The organism is Pseudobutyrivibrio xylanivorans (assembly GCF_010906925.1).
GTDB lineage: Bacteria > Bacillota > Clostridia > Lachnospirales > Lachnospiraceae > Pseudobutyrivibrio.
Genome location: NZ_VTVE01000001.1, coordinates 874,827 through 892,673 on the forward strand (window position 1 = coordinate 874,827; position 17,847 = coordinate 892,673).

12 protein-coding genes are annotated in these 17,847 nt (G+C 33.0%); 10 read left to right on the forward strand and 2 right to left on the reverse strand.

Annotated features, from left to right (window positions below):
* The first annotated feature begins 6 nt into the window (after nt 1–6).
* From F0Q01_RS04085 to F0Q01_RS04110, 6 genes are all read left to right on the forward strand, one after another.
* The gene (locus tag F0Q01_RS04085) at nt 7–2,529 is read left to right on the forward strand and encodes a WG repeat-containing protein (RefSeq protein WP_090486528.1); all 2,523 of its coding nucleotides are present in this window, start codon (nt 7–9) and stop codon (nt 2,527–2,529) included.
* Nucleotides 2,530–2,572: 43 nt separating this feature from the next.
* Nucleotides 2,573–4,783, forward strand: a complete 2,211-nt coding sequence (locus F0Q01_RS04090) for a hypothetical protein (RefSeq protein ID WP_090486531.1) — start codon at nt 2,573–2,575, stop codon at nt 4,781–4,783.
* 47 nt (nt 4,784–4,830) lie between these two features.
* Entirely contained in the window at nt 4,831–6,033 is a 1,203-nt protein-coding gene (locus F0Q01_RS04095; protein ID WP_090486534.1) for an XAC2610-related protein, read from the forward strand.
* Between the two features lie 125 nt (nt 6,034–6,158).
* On the forward strand, nt 6,159–7,340 hold the full coding sequence (locus F0Q01_RS04100; RefSeq protein WP_090486537.1) for an esterase/lipase family protein: 1,182 nt from the start codon (nt 6,159–6,161) through the stop codon (nt 7,338–7,340).
* A 20-nt stretch (nt 7,341–7,360) separates the two neighbouring features.
* Nucleotides 7,361–8,122, forward strand: a complete 762-nt coding sequence (locus F0Q01_RS04105) for a WG repeat-containing protein (RefSeq protein ID WP_090486541.1) — start codon at nt 7,361–7,363, stop codon at nt 8,120–8,122.
* Between the two features lies 1 nt (nt 8,123).
* Nucleotides 8,124–8,753: a hypothetical protein gene (locus F0Q01_RS04110; RefSeq protein ID WP_090486544.1), complete on the forward strand. Its 630-nt coding sequence runs from the start codon at nt 8,124–8,126 to the stop codon at nt 8,751–8,753.
* Between the two features lie 51 nt (nt 8,754–8,804).
* Here F0Q01_RS04110 and aroA read toward each other — a convergent pair whose 3' ends face one another.
* Both aroA and F0Q01_RS04120 read right to left on the reverse strand, forming a co-directional pair.
* The gene (gene aroA, locus F0Q01_RS04115) at nt 8,805–10,085 is read right to left on the reverse strand and encodes a 3-phosphoshikimate 1-carboxyvinyltransferase (RefSeq protein ID WP_090486546.1); all 1,281 of its coding nucleotides are present in this window, start codon (nt 10,083–10,085) and stop codon (nt 8,805–8,807) included.
* On the reverse strand, nt 10,085–11,185 hold the full coding sequence (locus tag F0Q01_RS04120) for a prephenate dehydrogenase (RefSeq protein WP_090486550.1): 1,101 nt from the start codon (nt 11,183–11,185) through the stop codon (nt 10,085–10,087). Before F0Q01_RS04120 ends, aroA begins: the two co-directional genes overlap by 1 nt.
* 191 nt (nt 11,186–11,376) lie before the next feature.
* Between F0Q01_RS04120 and F0Q01_RS04125 the strand changes: the two genes are divergently transcribed.
* The 4 genes from F0Q01_RS04125 (at nt 11,377) to F0Q01_RS04140 (ending at nt 17,846) form a co-directional block, all read left to right on the forward strand.
* Nucleotides 11,377–13,473, forward strand: a complete 2,097-nt coding sequence (locus F0Q01_RS04125) for an elongation factor G (RefSeq protein WP_090149964.1) — start codon at nt 11,377–11,379, stop codon at nt 13,471–13,473.
* A 126-nt stretch (nt 13,474–13,599) separates the two neighbouring features.
* Entirely contained in the window at nt 13,600–14,475 is an 876-nt protein-coding gene (locus F0Q01_RS04130; protein ID WP_090486553.1) for a hypothetical protein, read from the forward strand.
* A 46-nt stretch (nt 14,476–14,521) separates the two neighbouring features.
* Nucleotides 14,522–15,337, forward strand: a complete 816-nt coding sequence (locus F0Q01_RS04135; protein WP_090486555.1) for a hypothetical protein — start codon at nt 14,522–14,524, stop codon at nt 15,335–15,337.
* A 73-nt stretch (nt 15,338–15,410) separates the two neighbouring features.
* Nucleotides 15,411–17,846 carry a hypothetical protein gene (locus tag F0Q01_RS04140; RefSeq protein ID WP_143096635.1) on the forward strand — a complete coding sequence of 812 codons (2,436 nt, stop codon included), beginning with the start codon at nt 15,411–15,413 and terminating at the stop codon, nt 17,844–17,846.
* The last annotated feature ends 1 nt before the right edge of the window (nt 17,847 follow it).

Here is a 17,847-nt window from a genome sequence, read left to right on the forward strand (position 1 = left end):
ATAGACATGAAGTTATTAAAGAAATTATTATACGTATTTGCGATATTTGATTTGATAAATGTGAGCGCACATGTGCTGAATTGCTTTAGACCTTTCTTTGGAGAAGGGATTGATAACTTTATATATATCTTGCAGCTTTCTATAAGTCTTGGGATATATTTTGCTATAAAAATGCAGAAAGATTATCGTTTTACATCCTTAAATTGGTTCATGAAGATTTATATTTTTGCTTTAGCAATTGAGACTATTTTATCAATGTTTCACGGTACAATTTATAGCTATGACTTTTATAAATATTTTGTTATTTGCATATTTATTGAGCTTGTTATTGGTTCTTTGTTTTGGAGAAAATTATTAATTTCATGTCATGATGCATATTATTGCATAATAAGTGAACAGACTCTGAATTTTCGATTACTTGGATTAGGCTTTTTTAATTCTTTGCTTTTATTGGCGCTGGCTTTTATAAAACACTACAAAGGAAATGCTATTATTTTTGTTCCTTTTTTCGCTTATTTACTAAGACAGCTTTATGTTTTATTTATAATTAAAACAAGTATTACGGAATTTGATGAAGTAAAGGAAGATGCCAAAACTGTTTTTGAGGAAAAGAAGATTAGTATATCAAGATTATTGTTATTTAGTTTTCTTTTTGCTTTTACATTTTTTTCGTGCTTAATTTTTAGATTTGGTAAAGCTTCGGGAGGAGTGAAAATTCAATATTCTAAGGGTGATGTAATTTCTGAAGTACATTCATCAACAAATTTTCAAGATGTTGGTGATCAGGTATATGTTTATTCTGTTGACAATAGAATGCCAGTTGATTCTTTTTTTTATGAACGAAAATACGGAATTCTTGATTTAAAAAATAATAAGGATACTGGTGCTATTTATGATGAAGCGCCTCGATTTGATTCAAATGGGATTGCTTGGGATTATAATTCCCACTTTATTGACTATCATGGGAATACAGTAATAACTGTTGAGAGTAATATTACAATTAATAATTCTTATCGTCAGCGAATTATTAATGGTTATGTTAAAGACCATTTTCCAGGTTACTATCATTATGCGTATGATTTAATTGGAGAAACTGGACCTGCAATTAATAGAGAAATAGATAATTATTTTAAGAATGATTATTGTCCATTTTATTCTGAGGCTTATGGTGCTTGGGGGCTTGTCAATAATAATGGAAAGGTTCTTATTGAACCTAATTATAAAATCCCTGATAGGCTTTATGGTAATGATGTAATTATCTTTAATAATATATCTGATGATAAGTATTACCTTATTGATGAGCAAGCAAATAAATGCGAGCTAGATTTTGAAGTGAACGAGAGGGATTATATTAGGGAAATTGAAAGCTTTTCTGAGTTAAATACTTTAGCTATAAGCATTCGGGGAAGAAAAGATTTATATGATTATGTATATTTATTTGATTGTCACGGTAATTCGTTAGGAGACAAAGCAGGATATTGGTCTGCAGATAGATCTCCATTATTAGCGGGAGATATTCTTTCATTGATGAAAGAATCTACGGGAGAGTATGTTGCTATAGGGGAAAATGGAAATGAAATATTCTCTAGTGATTTGTATGACGGTGGCTATTATGCCCTTGCTGATGCTGAAGGAAATATTAATATGATAATTGCTTCTACATCGTCAGATAATAAATCATATTTATTAAATATGGATGGGTCAAAGGTACTTGAAGAGTCTATCGATGATATTGAAGTCGAGATTAATGAAATTACTAAAGAAAAATATTATTTAGTTACGGTTTCAGAAGATAAAAAATTAGTTGTTTTATTGGATGGAACAATAATTGATGCTGAAGACTATCTTACCAATGAAGATAATGAAGATATTGAAATAGATCTATCAGCAATGGGGCAAATGCAAATTATATATGATAATAAAAATCTTTGGTATAAGGGAAATCCGGAAGATGAGGAAGTTTCTGATAATTATAAATATGCTGTATGCGATCTTGATAATGATGGTTTACTAGAAGTTATAAATGCAGTGACAAAAGAAGAGTCTTATAAATCAGAAAATCAATTTTTTGAAGTAACCAAAGATGGAAGCCTTACGGAACTTGATAATTCTGATATGTATTGTTTATCTATTGACCCTGACTTGAAATATAATAGAACAGGTATTGTTTTATATAAAAATTCCTCTAATCAGTATGCTCTTTTAGCTCCTGATTACGTTAAACATGCAAAGAAGGATACGGAAATTTTTTCATACAAAATATATTTGGTTAATAACAAAGTTGTTTGCCAAAAACTAGGAAGTGAAAGAATATTAGTTGAGGGGGATACTGTTCAACATATTTACACTGATTTTGTAGGTAATATTTTAGAATCAAGAGCTGATTATGAATCAATGATTAATAAGAATTTTACTGGTTATGAGATAACTGAAAATAATATAGTCTTTGATGAACCAGCATTTTATCATTCTTTCGGCGCTTTCTTTGGCGCTGGGCCATATGATTATCATGATTTATCAGTGAAATAAAGCTATATTATTTTTATTAACTTTAAGGTAGGAATAATTCGTTATGACATTTGATAAAGCAGTAAATGTATTAAAAAGGTTTAGTATAAATGAAATAGATGCTAAGCATGCTTTGTTGCTATTATTGGGATTTAATTTGTTTAATTTTTTAATTCATATTTTAGCCTCATATGTTTGTTTTATGACGGACAAATTGGATTATTTTTTATATTTTGTGAAAATAGCTTTATTCATTTACATACTTTTCGCTTTGAAAAAAGATGATAATAATGCCTTTATACGAGAAAGAATTTTTGTGTTTATAACCATAATATGCGACTGCATTGAGCTGTTCTTTTATATGTTTGCAGTAGGCGATTGGTACCATTATGTAGAAGTAGAGGATTCTTATCGTCTTAGATCGGTTGGATTTATTGGGATTATAATTTTACTTTCTTTTCTTATAAAGTTTGTGTTGGAGTTTCTGATTATCTATGATGTTTTATCTATTTCATATAAAACCAGTCAGCGTATTAAGATGGCAAAAAAGGAAGAGGATTTCCTAAAATATATTAAAAGACTTCGCAATATTTATATTTTGACTTTCACTATTGCACTCATCCTTTTTTTCAGTAGCAAAGGATTTCTGTTGTATCTATTGTTGGGGTTAGTCTTTTATATATATATCTATGGTATCTATACTATTAGAAAGGCAGGAATTGTCTTTAAGTATGCAATTGTAGACAAGGATATTAATTTAGAAAAAAATAATTCCACCTTAAAAAAATGTCTTTCCTCAATTACGGTGGTTGCATCTATAGGATTATTTGTGTTCTTTTTAATTAATTATTTTACTTTTAGTGGTCATAGTTATTACTTGATTGATAGTGAAGGTAATTTATTGACACAAAGGATTTCAGACGAAGGATTTACAATTATAACAGATGATATTTATGAATATGGTGTTTCCAACCATATGCCGGATCCTTTTTCTAGGTCTAAATATGGTCTTGTAAATATTAAAACGGGAGAGGATACAGGGCCAATTTTTGATCACAGTTTGGAGTTTGACCATTCTGAGAATAGAATTGCTTGGTGTTCTGATGGATATTTTGTAGATGTTAATGGCAATAAGGTTATTACTTATTCTTCTCCTGCGTTAACAAAGCAGAAATCTAGAAGACAGGTAATCATTGATAATATAAAAGAGATTCTGACAGATGAAGATCGTGAATATCATGATTATGATTTTGCAGATATCTTTTATTATAGGAGAATTACTGATTATGATTGCCAATTAGATATTTCCGATGAAGGTACTTATTTTGTTAATGGAATGGCGGAATTTTATAGTCAATTATATGATGGACATGGCATTTTGAATGATAAGGGAAATGTTGTAGCTAAGCCGATTTATTATTACATTTCTAATAGTAATTATGAGATTTATGAAGCACGTGCTGATGAATTTATTGATATTTATAATTCGAAAGGCGACTTGATATATAGATCTCTAGAATATAAGCCAACTGTAGATATTGACAACAAGCTAATATCTATAGGAAGAGATAATATCATTGATTTTGACGGTAAAATATGGAGTTCATCATTATATTTTGATATTGCGAATCATTGCTATTATAGTAATGAAAATGAACATTCTTATAATGTTGTTTTTGATAAAAAGATTCTTTTTGAATCCAATACACATTATTCTTACTACCAGGGAGTTTATGACAATGATGGCACTTTAAGATGTTTAATAGCTGCTAATAGTCAGTTGGGAAATGAAGATAAGTATAAATTATTGGATTTAAAAGGTCATTCACTTCTTCCGGATAATTATGATGTAATAAAGGTATTAGATGATTCTGTATTATGTAAAGATTTCAATGGTTGTATAGCATTTGCTGATTACAATGGGAATCTTACTATCACAGATTATTATTATAGTGAGTCATTAAAGGAAGATGACTTGTTTATGGTTTCTAAATCTGTTGATGGTAAAAATAAATATAACTATATAGATTCCCATGGTAACCTTTTGCTTTCAGAGTTTTGCGAAAATCTGGAAAATACGGTAGATAATGTGGATGATTACATTAATAATCATGAAGAAGGAAATCCTCGTGATGTTAGTACTGACGAGATTAAAAAGCTAGAGGCCCAATATGATTATGTTAGGCAGTATGGTCATGTAAGAAAGTATAACAATGGATATTACGAAGATGACTATAATCTTATTGATGTTTATTTGGTTAGTGAGAATCGTTAATATATATCATTTACATCATATAAATAAAATTACTTGAGGTTTAATTTATGCATAATATAAATAAGTATTTTTTAGTATTAGTTTGTTGTTCTCTTGTTTTTTCAGCCTGTAAACAGGAGGATAAAGGTCAAGACAATACTAAATTAGAACAGTCTAAAATAGAGGATAATAATGACCCAAATTCTACAAAGGAAATAAGAAATGTCTCCTGGTCTTTTGATTCTAAGGATGAAGATAAGGATTATACAGGGGAAAATACAGTTATAACATTTGATTTTTCAGATGGTACATCACAAGAATTTGAACTTAATGTACCATGTTCTGTGGATTCCATGGAGATGCTTGATATTGATAATGATGGTATAGATGATTACGTGTTTCAATGCTATTTTCTTAATACGGCTACTGAATATAATTTAATTTATGCTTATAGCTTCAATGATGGTGAACTAGATCAGATATTCCCATTTACTCAATTGTGTGAGGAGGCGGGAGATAGTTTGCTATATTGTGAAAAGAAGGAAATAGAGGTTCCTTCCGACTACGAAAATGATAATATCGTAAATGCGATACAAGTATCTGTAATTGATAAGGCTTTTATTATAGATACTCCTACAGCATATAAATCATATACAGCAACAGCTTACTGCTTGGATGGACAGTGGTACATAAAGGATGCCTGTTATAAAACTTATGATAAGTCCCTTGAGGAAGTTGATGCGGAATTAGATGTTCCTGATGGTGCAGAAATAGAATATGAAGATTGGGTTGACCCTGAACACACTGTATACAGAGTTGCGCTGCAAAGAACAGAGGAAGATTCAGATGAATATTCGCATTTAATGGATTATTTTTTATTTCAAGAAGAGGATGGCTCCGTAATTACCATAAAAGTTGATTATCCATCAAAGGATGATGACTTGGATTCGGATAGGTATGTTGGAGATGTCTGTGACTTTGATGCAGAGTTTGTAGATGTCACTTTTGATGGCCATAAAGACTTAGTAATTTCATTAGGCAATTTTGGTGCTCAAGGTGCTGCAGGACATTGTGTTTATGTCTATGAAGACGGAGATTACGTTTACAAGAAATCGTTTGAGGAAATTCCAAACTACGCTATCGATGAAGTAAATCAATGCATAACAGGTTCTTCACGTGGAAATGCAGTAACATACTACGACTACGTTTACGAATACATCGATGGTGATTTCGTAAATACGGATACTCAGGAAACAGTTTATGATGAATAAATTTGCATTGTTTGTGTTCTTATAGAAGACTTTATGGTGAATTTAATTGAGGTTAAGATTAATATACCTTATGTTTACTTTAAAACCTATAATTCAGTGGTAATGCATTAAGCGGGAGAATTAAAATGTATGAGCTTGAAAAAGAAAAAAAGAGATTAAGTAAACTATGGCTTGGTTGTCTTATTTTAGTTGTATTTTTATTTTCATGTGCAATTTCAATTTATTATGTTGCTCAAGAGATTATTAGGCAAGAAGTTGCCTGGTATATAGAAGCTGCTCACATAATTATATTAGTTTTAGTACTCTCAGTAGTCTTTTGGATTGGTATTTACTACTTATATAGATACTCTGTGCAATTAGGCCTTAGATGGAGAATTATCGGGGCTATTTGTGGATGGATTCCGGGGGTTAATTTAATTGCCCTTGGTATTATTTTGACTATTTCCTTTAGAGAATATTTTTTTGAAAAGAAAAAGATTAAGGTAAATGAATATAGATTAATTGACCGTATATGCGATACTAAATATCCAATTCTTATGGTTCATGGTGTATTCTTTAGAGACTACAGATATTTAAATTACTGGGGAAGAATTCCAGAGCAGCTTGAGATAAATGGCGCTAAAGTGTTTTATGGATATCAGCAGTCTGCTGCATCAGTTAAAGAGTGCGGGCAAGAGTTGGCAGATAGAATAAAAGAAATCTGCAATGAAACAGGGTTAGATAAAGTAAATATTATTGCGCATTCAAAGGGGGGACTAGATAGTCGTTTTGCTCTTACAATTGGAGATACTGCATCCCATGTGGCAAGTTTAACTACTATAAATACGCCTCATAGAGGATGTGTTTTTGCTGATTATTTACTAGATAATATTGGTGAAAAGACTCAGAAATCTTTGGCCAAGGCATACAATTCTACATTACGTAAATTGGGCGATTATAATCCGGATTTTTTGTCGGCCGTATATGATTTAACAGCAAGCTCTTGCGAGAAATTTAATACAGAATGTAAGAATGTCCCTGGAGTCTATTATCAAAGTGTGGGTTCAAAAATGAATGTGGCAAGGGGTGGTCGTTTTCCGCTAAATTTTTCTACTCATTTAGTTAAATATTTTGATGGTAGTAATGATGGTTTAGTGGGAGAAAAATCTTGTCAGTGGGGAGATAATTTCCAGTTTTTAACTGTCAAAGGTAAGAGAGGTATTTCACATGGTGATGTTATTGATTTAAATCGTGAGAATATATCTGAATTTGATGTAAGAGAATTTTATGTGCAGCTTGTAGCCAACCTGAAGAATAAAGGGTTTTAGATATTATTGGAGAATTTTTTATGAAAAGTATGAAAAACAATACTATTAAAAAAATAATATATGGTGTTGCTTTTGTTGTGGTTCTTGTGATGATGTTTTTTATTCATAAAGGCCAAAAGAATGTCATGAAGTTTTTCGATGTGCAAAAGCAGAAATATGTCACTATTAGTGTTAAGGAAGATAATCCATTAAGAGGTAACTATACTTCATTACACACCGCTGCTATTGGAAAATATGTTGATTATGGATTTACAGAAGATATATCATTCAGAGAACCCACTTTTGATGTACAAAATATTAATGGATCTTTACCTATAGTATTTTATAACGATTCATTAAACTTGTATGGTTATATGGATATTAATGGAAATATACTTTTTGAGCCCCAGTTTTATTCAGCGGATGATTTCTATTCAGAAGGCTGTGCCAGAGTCAGAATGACTTGTTATAACGAAGAAGGTGAAAAATATGTACACCCACGTAGTGGAGTTGTTAATCAAAGGGGTGAATTTATAATTAATCCAGCCAATCCAGATGAGTCCCCCTTTGGTTTAATAATTGACCCTAAATATGATCTTATTTTTGCTGAGTATTATAATGGTAATGGTGGACAATATTTTGTTTATAGCCTTGATGGGGAAAAAAGCCAAGAGCTAACTAGCGATGATTTTAATAATTGTGTAAATAGACATTTCCTGCAGCACATGGCAGATTATCAGTACTCAATTAATTATGATGGTTTAGATGATTTTGTTAATCAAATAGATTTCGGAGGTCAATAAAATGACATTTTTGCTTAATCTAAAAAATAAACTTTTGATTAATCCCATTTTTAATTACGCAATTACTGTATCGATTATATTTCTTTTAGAGTCAATCAATACGCATCCAATGGTATATATTGGACAGAATGTTTTTTTTCTTTTGAATATTGCTAGGACTTGTTTTGCTGCATTAATCTGTATTCGCACAAAAGAATACAATGATATTAAAGCGATTAATAATCGTGTAAATAATGCTTCTATAATTTTTGGAGTTTTATCGTTTGTTTCTTTAACTGATTGCTTAGTTTCTGCATTTTCAACTATTTTTTCATTCTATGGATTTGCAGAGATTTATATTTGGGTTGTTATAATTGAGCACCTTTTGTTTTTTATAGGTGTATTGTTTTTGCAAATGTATAGAGACAAAGGTGTTGCTTTTTGGGTGTTGGTTCATTCTATTCAATTAATAATTTATGCTGTGATGAATATAGTTTATATTGTTGAAAAATATCAAAGTGATAAACAGAATTGGTTTAGATATTTTATATTTACTAGTGCTATAGTGCTTATAGTTCATTTATTTTATAGCTATGATTTAGGAATAATATATCTGCCTGAGGAGGAGTTAGAAAGTAATAGAAAGGATTAAAAAAGCTCTACCAATTAACGATAGAGCTTGATGATTCGATGCTATTAAGATTTATTGATTTACAATTGAGCTAAGTGTTTCAAAGAATTTAGGATATGAAATACAGCAGCAGCTTTCGTCGTCAAAGGTAGTTTCTCCATTGGCTACAAGGCCTGCTATGGCAAATGACATTGCAATTCGATGATCTAGATATGTTTTAATGGTAGTTCCCTTAAGAGGCTGACCTCCCTTTATAATCATTCCATCATCAGTAGGAGTGATATCGCATCCCATATTTTTAAGATTCTCGGTGACAGTAGCGATTCGGTCGCTTTCTTTTACTTTAAGCTCTGCGGCATCTTTGATAGTAGTGGTACCTGATGCGCATGATGCCATTACAGCAATAACTGGAAGCTCATCTATAAGAGTAGGGATGATGTCACCAGAAACCTCACAGCCGTGCAAATTGCTGCTAGTTACATGAATATCTGCAACAGGCTCTCCCGATACAATTCTTTCATTTAATAATTCAATATTTCCACCCATATCCTGAGCAACTTTAATGATGCCGGCTCTTGTTGGATTCGTATTTACGTTTTTGATAAGCAAGTCAGCATTCTCACAGATTAATCCTGCAACTATAAAATATGCTGCGGATGATATATCTCCAGGAACCTCTATATTTTGGCCGATTAGTTTTGGGTTGCCAACGATAGAAGCAGTAAGACCTTCTGATTTAATATCTGCACCAAATCCAGAAAGCATCAGTTCTGTATGATTTCTGGATACTACAGGCTCTGTGACAGAAGTAACACCGTCTGCGTATAATCCAGCAAGTAATACACATGATTTAACCTGTGCGCTGGCAACAGGAGAATCGTAGTGGATTGCTTTTAATGGTGAACCGCCGATTTCTAGTGGTGCGCATCCGTTATCCTTAATTGAGCGAATATGAGCACCCATTTGAGTAAGAGGAGTGATGATTCTGCCCATTGGTCTTTTCTGAATTGATTCATCGCCGTTGAGAGAAGATACAAATGGCTGACCGGCAAGTATACCCGATATAAGACGGGTGGTAGTTCCGCTGTTTCCCACATCCAGCATCTGACTAGGTGCCTTAAGTCCGTGAAGTCCCTTTCCGTGGATAATGACGTGATCTGCATTTTGAGAAATATCAATACCCATAGCTCTAAAACAACCTATAGTAGAGCGGCAGTCTGCACCATCTAAAAATCCAGTTAACTCGGTAGTTCCTTCTGAAATAGCTCCAAACATAACACCGCGGTGGCTGATAGATTTGTCTCCTGGAACTTTTATTTCACCTTTTAAGCTATTTGCTTTTGTTATTGCCATTAATTTGTCCTCTGTCTTACGTAATAATTATTGTGTGTGAGAGTGGTCTGAGCCTTTTTCATAGCATCTTCTGTGTAGAACTCAATTCGAAGTACACCAGGCTCAAATTCTCGATTGTGAATGATGTCGATATTTTTTACGCTGATATCAACTTCGGCAAGGAGCTGAAGTACTCCAACTAATGTACCAGGCTTGTCATCTATATCACAGTATAATTCGTAAAAACGAATTAACGCATTTTCTGGAATAGTAATAGAGTCTCTATAGTCCTTAGCCTTTGACCAAAGCTTAAGTATTTGGTCTGCATCAGATTCATCGATTGCTTTTCTAAATGTCTCAAGCTCTTCCTTATAAGCATCAAGTAATTTTAATATAGCCTGACGGTTGCTAAGGAATATGTGCTGCCACATAGTAGGTGAGCCAGATGCGATTCTTGTAATGTCCTTAAAACCGCCTGCTGCAATAGTCTTGCAAGTGGTGCGCTCATCATCATTGTCCTGAACAAGATTAACAAGGGAAGCTGCAATTACATGTGGAAGATGTGATACAGCTGCAGTGGCCTCATCATGCTCCTCAGAAGATAGCTTAATAGGAATAGCACCAAGTGATTTGATGAATTCGCCAAATTCGTTGTAAGTATCCTGATTCATATCAGCATCAGCAGTGAGAATGTAATATGCGTTTTCGAGAAGTCTGGCATCTGAGTGCTCTAGACCAGTAAGCTCTGAGCCGGTCATAGGATGTCCACCAATAAATTGACTTGTGACACCTAGCTCTCTTGCAACAGCAGTAATATCTCCCTTAACTGAGCCAACATCAGTAATAATGCAGTCTGGCTTAACAACGTCCTTTAATTGCTTTAAATAATCACAGTTGATTTTAACTGGACTGCAAAGGAATATGATATCGCACTGACCGAACTGATGGATTTTTAGTAATCCATTATTATCAATAAGATGCTCCTCGTAGGCAGCTTCCACTGTGGATTCTCTGGAAGCTGTGGCAAGAATCTTTGTATTTGGATATTTTTTTAGAATGGCTTTTGCAATACTTCCGCCGATTAATCCTAGGCCAACAAAGCCGATTGTTTTTGCTTTCATAAGAATTATCCCCCTGTGGTTGAAATGGAAAATACGGATTCACTTCAACGCTTTAAAGTAAGAATATATTTATATAATAGCATATATTTTCATTGTAAATAGTCTGAATATTGATTAAAATAAAATTAAGTTTTTACACAGCAAGGCGCGGCGGGGTTAAGGCGTCAAATAATTATTGGGAGGTAAGACACATGAAGGTTTTTACTACGGACAAAATTAGAAACGTTGTGTTACTTGGTCACAGCGGGGCGGGCAAAACCAGTCTCATCGAATCTATGGCTTTTCTGGCTGGTCAGATCAGCAAGCCAGGCACTATCGAGGCTGGTAATACCATTAGTGACTATGACAAATTGGAGCAGAAAAACAAGTTTTCTATTTACACATCTTTAGTTCCGATCATTTGGGGCGATACTAAGATTAATTTCCTAGACACACCAGGATATTTCGATTTTGTTGGAGAGGCTGAAGAAGCTGTTTCTGCAGCTGATGCAGCTATTATTGTTATTTCAGGTAAAAGCGGAATTGAGGTTGGTACAAAGAGAGCCTGGGAGATGTGCGACAAATTCAATCTTCCTAGAATGGTATTTGTAACTGACATGGATATAGATGATGCCAGCTATAGAGAAATAGTTGAGGAGCTCCAAAGCCTTTATGGTAAAAAGATTGCTCCTTTCCATCTTCCAATTAGAGAAAATGGCGAATTTGTTGGCTATGTAAATGTTATTCAGCAGATGGGTAAGCGCTGGAAGGCTGATGGCACTGTTGAGCATAGTGATGTGCCAGACTACAATCAGGAATACTTAGAGAAATATCGTGAAGCTCTTATGGAGTCTGTTGCTGAGACATCGGAAGAGTTTATGGATAGATATTTTGGCGGCGAGGAGTTCTCTGAGGATGAAATCAGACAGGCACTTCGTGTAAATGTGGCTTCTGGTGATATTGTTCCTGTTATGATGGGTTCTAATCTTACTAATAGAGGTCAGTATACAATGCTTACTGATGTGGTTAAGTATTTACCATCACCAGCTGATTGTGTTATTACAGGAATTAACGCAAATACTAATGAGGTTTATGAGGCAAATTATGACTTCTCTAAGCCTAAGTCAGCTTATGTATTCAAGACAATTGTTGACCCATTTGTAGGTAAATATTCTCTTATAAAAGTTAATTCAGGCGTATTAAAGACAGATGATTTGCTTTATAACAAGCACAAGGAATCTGAAGAGAAAATTGGTAAGCTTTATATTTTAACAGGCAGCAAGCCAGAGGAAGTACCTGAGGTACATGCAGGTGATATTTGTGCTCTATCTAAGCTACAGAAAGTTGCTACTACAGATTCACTTTCTACTAAGGCTAATCCTATTCTTTACATTAGAACACCTCTTTCTGTGCCATATACATACAAGAGATATAAGGCAAAGAATAAGGGTGATGAGGATAAAATTGCTCAGGCTATGGCAAAGCTTTGCGCTGAGGATTTGACTATTAAGGCTGTTAATGACGGTGAAAATAGCCAGTCACTTATCTATGGTATTGGCGATAGACATATTGATATGCTTGTTCAGAAACTCAATGAAAAATATAAAGTAGATATTGAGCTTAGCCAGCCAAAGATTGCATTTAAAGAGACAATCCGTGGAAAGGCCGATGTTGAGTACAAATATAAGAAGCAGACTGGTGGTCATGGACAGTATGGACACGTAAAGATGACATTTGAGCCATCTGGAAATATGGAAGAGCATTATAATTTTACTGAGTCAGTTGTTGGTGGAGCTGTTCCTAAGAATTATTTCCCTGCTGTTGAAAAGGGATTGCAGGAAGCTGTTCTTGCTGGACCTCTTGCAGCATATCCAGTAGTTGGTATTCACGCTAATCTTTATGATGGAAGCTATCACCCAGTTGATTCTTCCGAGATGGCATTTAAAGTTGCTGCCAAGGGGGCGTTCAAGGACGGTATTATGAAGGCCAATCCAATTCTTCTTGAGCCTATTGAGACACTGAAAGTTGTTGTACCTGATACATATACTGGTGATGTAATGGGTGACTTAAACAAGAGACGTGGTCGTGTACTTGGTATGAATCCTACAGAGACCGGAGGCAAGACAGAAGTGCTTGCAGAAGTACCTATGGCAGAGCTTTATGGATACGATACGCAGCTTCGTTCTATGACTGGTGGATATGGAACATTCTCTTATGAGTTAGCTAGATATGAGCAGGTTCCATCTGATGTTCAGGCTAAGGAGGTAGAGAGACGAGCAAATAAGCTTAAAGATGTAGAAGAAGAATAAATATTTTTAATATTAATGGGGGCTACCTTTGGGTAGCTCCTTTTTAATTTAGTATTGACAAAAACAAGTGAGGGTATTAATATACTACCTATAATATGCGCTTAAATAAATTGGAGAAAAATGTATATGAAAAAGAAGATTTTAAATTTGCTTGCCTTAATGCTTGTGCTTTTGATTGCAACACCTGTTGTTGCTAGGGCTTCTGAAGCAGAGTCGGTTGATCAGGTTACAGAGGATAAAGATGATTTTGTATTATCAAAGTTTGGTATAGAAGCAAGCTTCCCTGAAAAATACAGATATATCTATGATGAGAGTCAAGGATACAGGGATGAGGCTCTTGACATTGGTATTCACACAAATGAAATTACATCAACAATAAAAGAAAATGGTATGTCCTACGATGCATTTTATATTGATGATGAAGGATATCTTAACGAAGCTTATATGTCATATGGTCATGAATTTGGTGTTTCAGGGGATTTGAAAGATTGTTCTGATGACGAATTAGAAGATTTGTTAACTAAGGTAAAAACAGGTTTTTCCGTTTCTTCTCTTTATGGTGTTTCTTGTGATTATTTAGATTCTTATCATACTGAAGATGGAGAAGTATTCTTTGTTTTTGATATGAAGAGTTTAAAAGAAAATGGCGATTTTCGTTCGGCTTGCTATTTTACAATTGTTAACGGAGATAGTTATTATTTCTATTTTAGATCATATAATCCAAATATTTTAATTGATGATTTGGTTAAGGATGGAGAAGTTTTTGTAGAGGGTGTTAAATTTACTGGTAGACCAGAAAAGGTGGAGGATACTTCTAATATTTCTGATTCAAGCAATATTGCAAGTGATTCCAACATAATTACAGGATCAAAAACTAATAAGACAAGAGCTAGTAAGAACGCATTTGCTTCTCGCACTTTAGGTCGTGCTGCGGGAGCTGCGATTCTTGTTGGTGCAAGTTTTTTGGTTAATGCTGTGAAAAGAAAAAAGAATGATAAATGATAAGTTCTGAGTTAGTGAAAAATGTTAGTGAAAAAGGAGAATTGTTATGAAAAAAGGTATTATGCTTTCGCTTGCTATGGCAACGGTGTTTACAGTGGGGACTTCGACTGTATCTAAGGCCGCATCAGGTATTGAACTTAATTATGAGGATGTTGGTGTGTCTATTACTCTTAGCGATAAGTACAATTATGTATACGATGCAGAAAATATTTATGGAGATGATATTTCTGAATACGGAATCAATCCTGATACCATTGTAAAAAGTATTAAATCCACACCAGGCGTATATTTTAAAGCATTATATGTAGATGATAATAATTATTTTAGAGAATCTTATATGAGTTTTATAGAAGGCGAGGATAAATTTGGTCACTTAAAGGATTATTCAAAAGAGGATTTGGCCAAATGTGGGGAAAATTTTGTTAAAGAAATGGAAGATGGAGTAGGAAAGGATGGAATTAAAAGCGTTGAATACAAGGATATCTTCTATACAGAGGGTGGCTTGCCATATTTCCAATTCGTAATTACTGGAACTAATACAGATGGTGATTACACATCTGGATATTTATTTACAATAGCTAATAATAACTATTACTATTTCTATACTCGCTCTTATGCACCTTCAGTAGATGCGGATTCTTTGTTAAAGGACTCGCAGGAATTGGTTGAGGGCGTTGAGATTACTTATGATAAGAATATTAAATCCAATGCTAACATTTCTGGTGGTATAGATTGGAAGAAGGTAGGATCTAAATCAGCCTATGGAGCTGTTTTTGGTGCCGTGATAGGTGCTTCTATTTCTGCCATTAATAAGAAAAATAAGAAAAAGAAAAATGTAAAAAATACTGTCGAGAAGGCATAGACTTATTTGAAATAATTAATAAACCTGCCATATGGCGGGTTTATTCCATGTTATGTAGAGGAGAATGATGGATTTGAAATTATCGGTTAAGGCAAAGTTAAGTAAGATTAATATCTCATTTGTTATTTTTGTGCTTACTCTTTGGAATTTCTTTAATGTTGCATCTCATATATTTAGTTTTTATCATCCATTTATAACAGATAAAGTTGATTATTTGTTTTATGGGTTTGAAATTGTATTGCTTACTGTTTTAAGTTTAATATCTAGATATAATCCCAATAAACGAATTCATATTATATCATCTTTAATTAATAGCATTATTTTTTTTAATGTGGTTGAACTTTATATCTCTATTTTTGCCTATAATACTGCGACACAATTTATAACAATTATTTTTATGATTTCATTTGTTTATAGGGTTTTTGTTAATGTGTGCATTTATATTTTCTTTTTTGATGAAGCTACATATCAAGATGAAATTTATCATATTTCTAAAGAGGCTATAACACCTAAAAGTTTGAAAGTATATTGTATTTATTTTGTAATTGTTTTTGCTATTCTTTTAATTTCAGTTCATTTTAATAAAGATTTTTTTGTTTTTACGTATCCTTTATGCATATTATTCGTAGCTTTTTTATTGTATTGTTGTTTTGCTTTAAGAGGCTTTTTTAATAATATAGGGCCTACAAATGATAAATTTTATTTTAAAGGTGTGTTTGGACCAATAGATTTTTTTGACTCAAATATATTTAAGAATAGCGTGAGAATAATTAAGTATTCATTTTTATTATGCATTGCAGTATTAGGTGTTGTAGTTCTTAAGAAGAGAAATACATATGAAACCCTAGATATAAAATCAATGACTAAGGAACAAATCACATCTTCCAAGAGAGAAACTATTCTGGATTTTTTATTTGAAGGGAATGGGTATTATAGATATGGCATTAAAAATGAAATGCCAGATTGGTCAGGCTTTAATCATAATAAATATGGTTTAGTTAATGTTGAAACAGGTGAATATACTGAGGCTATTTATAATGGACCTTTATATTTTGATAGAGATGGTATTAGTCCAGATCATGAAGGACATTTTATAAATTACGAAGGTGAAATTGTTTTTGATATACCAACAAGTATTTATAGAAAAAAATCTTCTCGTCAGAAGCTTATAGATAATAACCTTGCATCGATTCTTGACAAGAGAATTCTTTTCAATGAGTATTCGGTAAGAAGAGATGACTCATATTATTCAAATAAATATGAAGAATCGGTTTTCTTTTTATCATTGGATACCGAATTAAATGATTGTTTTGTCGTGGCGCCTATATTCAGCGCTGATTGGGAGAATATACCGGATAGAGCTTATTTTGATGAAGGAATCGCAATATATTTTTCTGAAATGGATAATGGATACGGATTCATATCTGAAAATGGAACTATTTTAACTGATCCAATCTACACTCGCGTTGAGCCTAATAATTATGGGTATAAAGCGATTGCTGTATCAAACGAAGAGGAAGGTGTTAATGTTATCAATTCAGATATGAAACCCTTAATAGATGAAGAGCATGCTAGGCTTAATGATATAAATTATAATTTAGAATTATTATGTATAACGACGTGGGATAATGGAGATTCAAAAATTTATATTAAGGATTTTGATGGGAATAAACTAGAAGGATATTATAAGAACCCTCTTGAAGATACACCTTTTGATCGTCAACTTGATGTATATATGAATTTAATTAAATGCTCTAATGGCAAAGAAACTCCTGTCATAATCTATAAGGGGAAGATTATTTTTGAAACCGAAGAGTATAAGGCTGTATTTGCTAAAACAGATTCTGAAAATAATGGTTTGTTTATATTGGCTCAAGATGATTCGGATTACTATCACATTATTGATTTTGATGGTAATGAAATTATCCCCGGTAAATACACTCATTGCAAAGTAGATTCTGAGAAGATTTTATATCTTGAAAGTGCAGATGAAGGTCATGAAGGGGAAGCGGTTTTGGCTGACCTTGATGGTAATATTAAATATACTGGCTTTAAATTTGAGAAATATTATGAAGGCGACCACAAAAAAGAAGAGCCATCGTATATAAAAGTTTCTAAAATAACTGAGAGTGGAATTACTTTATACAATTATATTAATAATCAAGGAGAGCTTTTGGGCGATTGGTTTATTTTTAAGGGCACTGAAAACCTCGGTAATTCTGTAACATTAAATTATATTGCTACTTGCGATGATGAAGGAATTCCAACTGTTCACTGGTATCGAAATGATGTAGAAATAATGTCGGGACATTTTTATGGTGACATAGATGAAAATTCCAATGAATCATATTTCTTCGGAGTATGCGATGCATATGGTGGCTATTCTCGATATTTCTGGTTTAGAAATCAGGAAGGCGAATATGATATTTATCATTATGATAATATAACTGGTGAGGCTAATTTCCGTTGTTCTGTAGTGGATTATTCAGAATACATACAAGAACATTAGA

Excerpts from the sequence above, each read along its gene's own strand:
- F0Q01_RS04085 (WP_090486528.1), top strand. The coding sequence starts at position 7 with ATGAAGTTATTAAAGAAATTATTATACGTATTTGCGATATTTGATTTG.
- F0Q01_RS04090 (WP_090486531.1), top strand. The coding sequence starts at position 2,573 with ATGACATTTGATAAAGCAGTAAATGTATTAAAAAGGTTTAGTATAAAT.
- F0Q01_RS04095 (WP_090486534.1), top strand. The coding sequence starts at position 4,831 with ATGCATAATATAAATAAGTATTTTTTAGTATTAGTTTGTTGTTCTCTT.
- F0Q01_RS04100 (WP_090486537.1), top strand. The coding sequence starts at position 6,159 with ATGTATGAGCTTGAAAAAGAAAAAAAGAGATTAAGTAAACTATGGCTT.
- F0Q01_RS04105 (WP_090486541.1), top strand. The coding sequence starts at position 7,361 with ATGAAAAGTATGAAAAACAATACTATTAAAAAAATAATATATGGTGTT.
- F0Q01_RS04110 (WP_090486544.1), top strand. The coding sequence starts at position 8,124 with ATGACATTTTTGCTTAATCTAAAAAATAAACTTTTGATTAATCCCATT.
- aroA (WP_090486546.1), bottom strand. The coding sequence starts at position 10,085 with ATGGCAATAACAAAAGCAAATAGCTTAAAAGGTGAAATAAAAGTTCCA.
- F0Q01_RS04120 (WP_090486550.1), bottom strand. The coding sequence starts at position 11,185 with ATGAAAGCAAAAACAATCGGCTTTGTTGGCCTAGGATTAATCGGCGGA.
- F0Q01_RS04125 (WP_090149964.1), top strand. The coding sequence starts at position 11,377 with ATGAAGGTTTTTACTACGGACAAAATTAGAAACGTTGTGTTACTTGGT.
- F0Q01_RS04130 (WP_090486553.1), top strand. The coding sequence starts at position 13,600 with ATGAAAAAGAAGATTTTAAATTTGCTTGCCTTAATGCTTGTGCTTTTG.
- F0Q01_RS04135 (WP_090486555.1), top strand. The coding sequence starts at position 14,522 with ATGAAAAAAGGTATTATGCTTTCGCTTGCTATGGCAACGGTGTTTACA.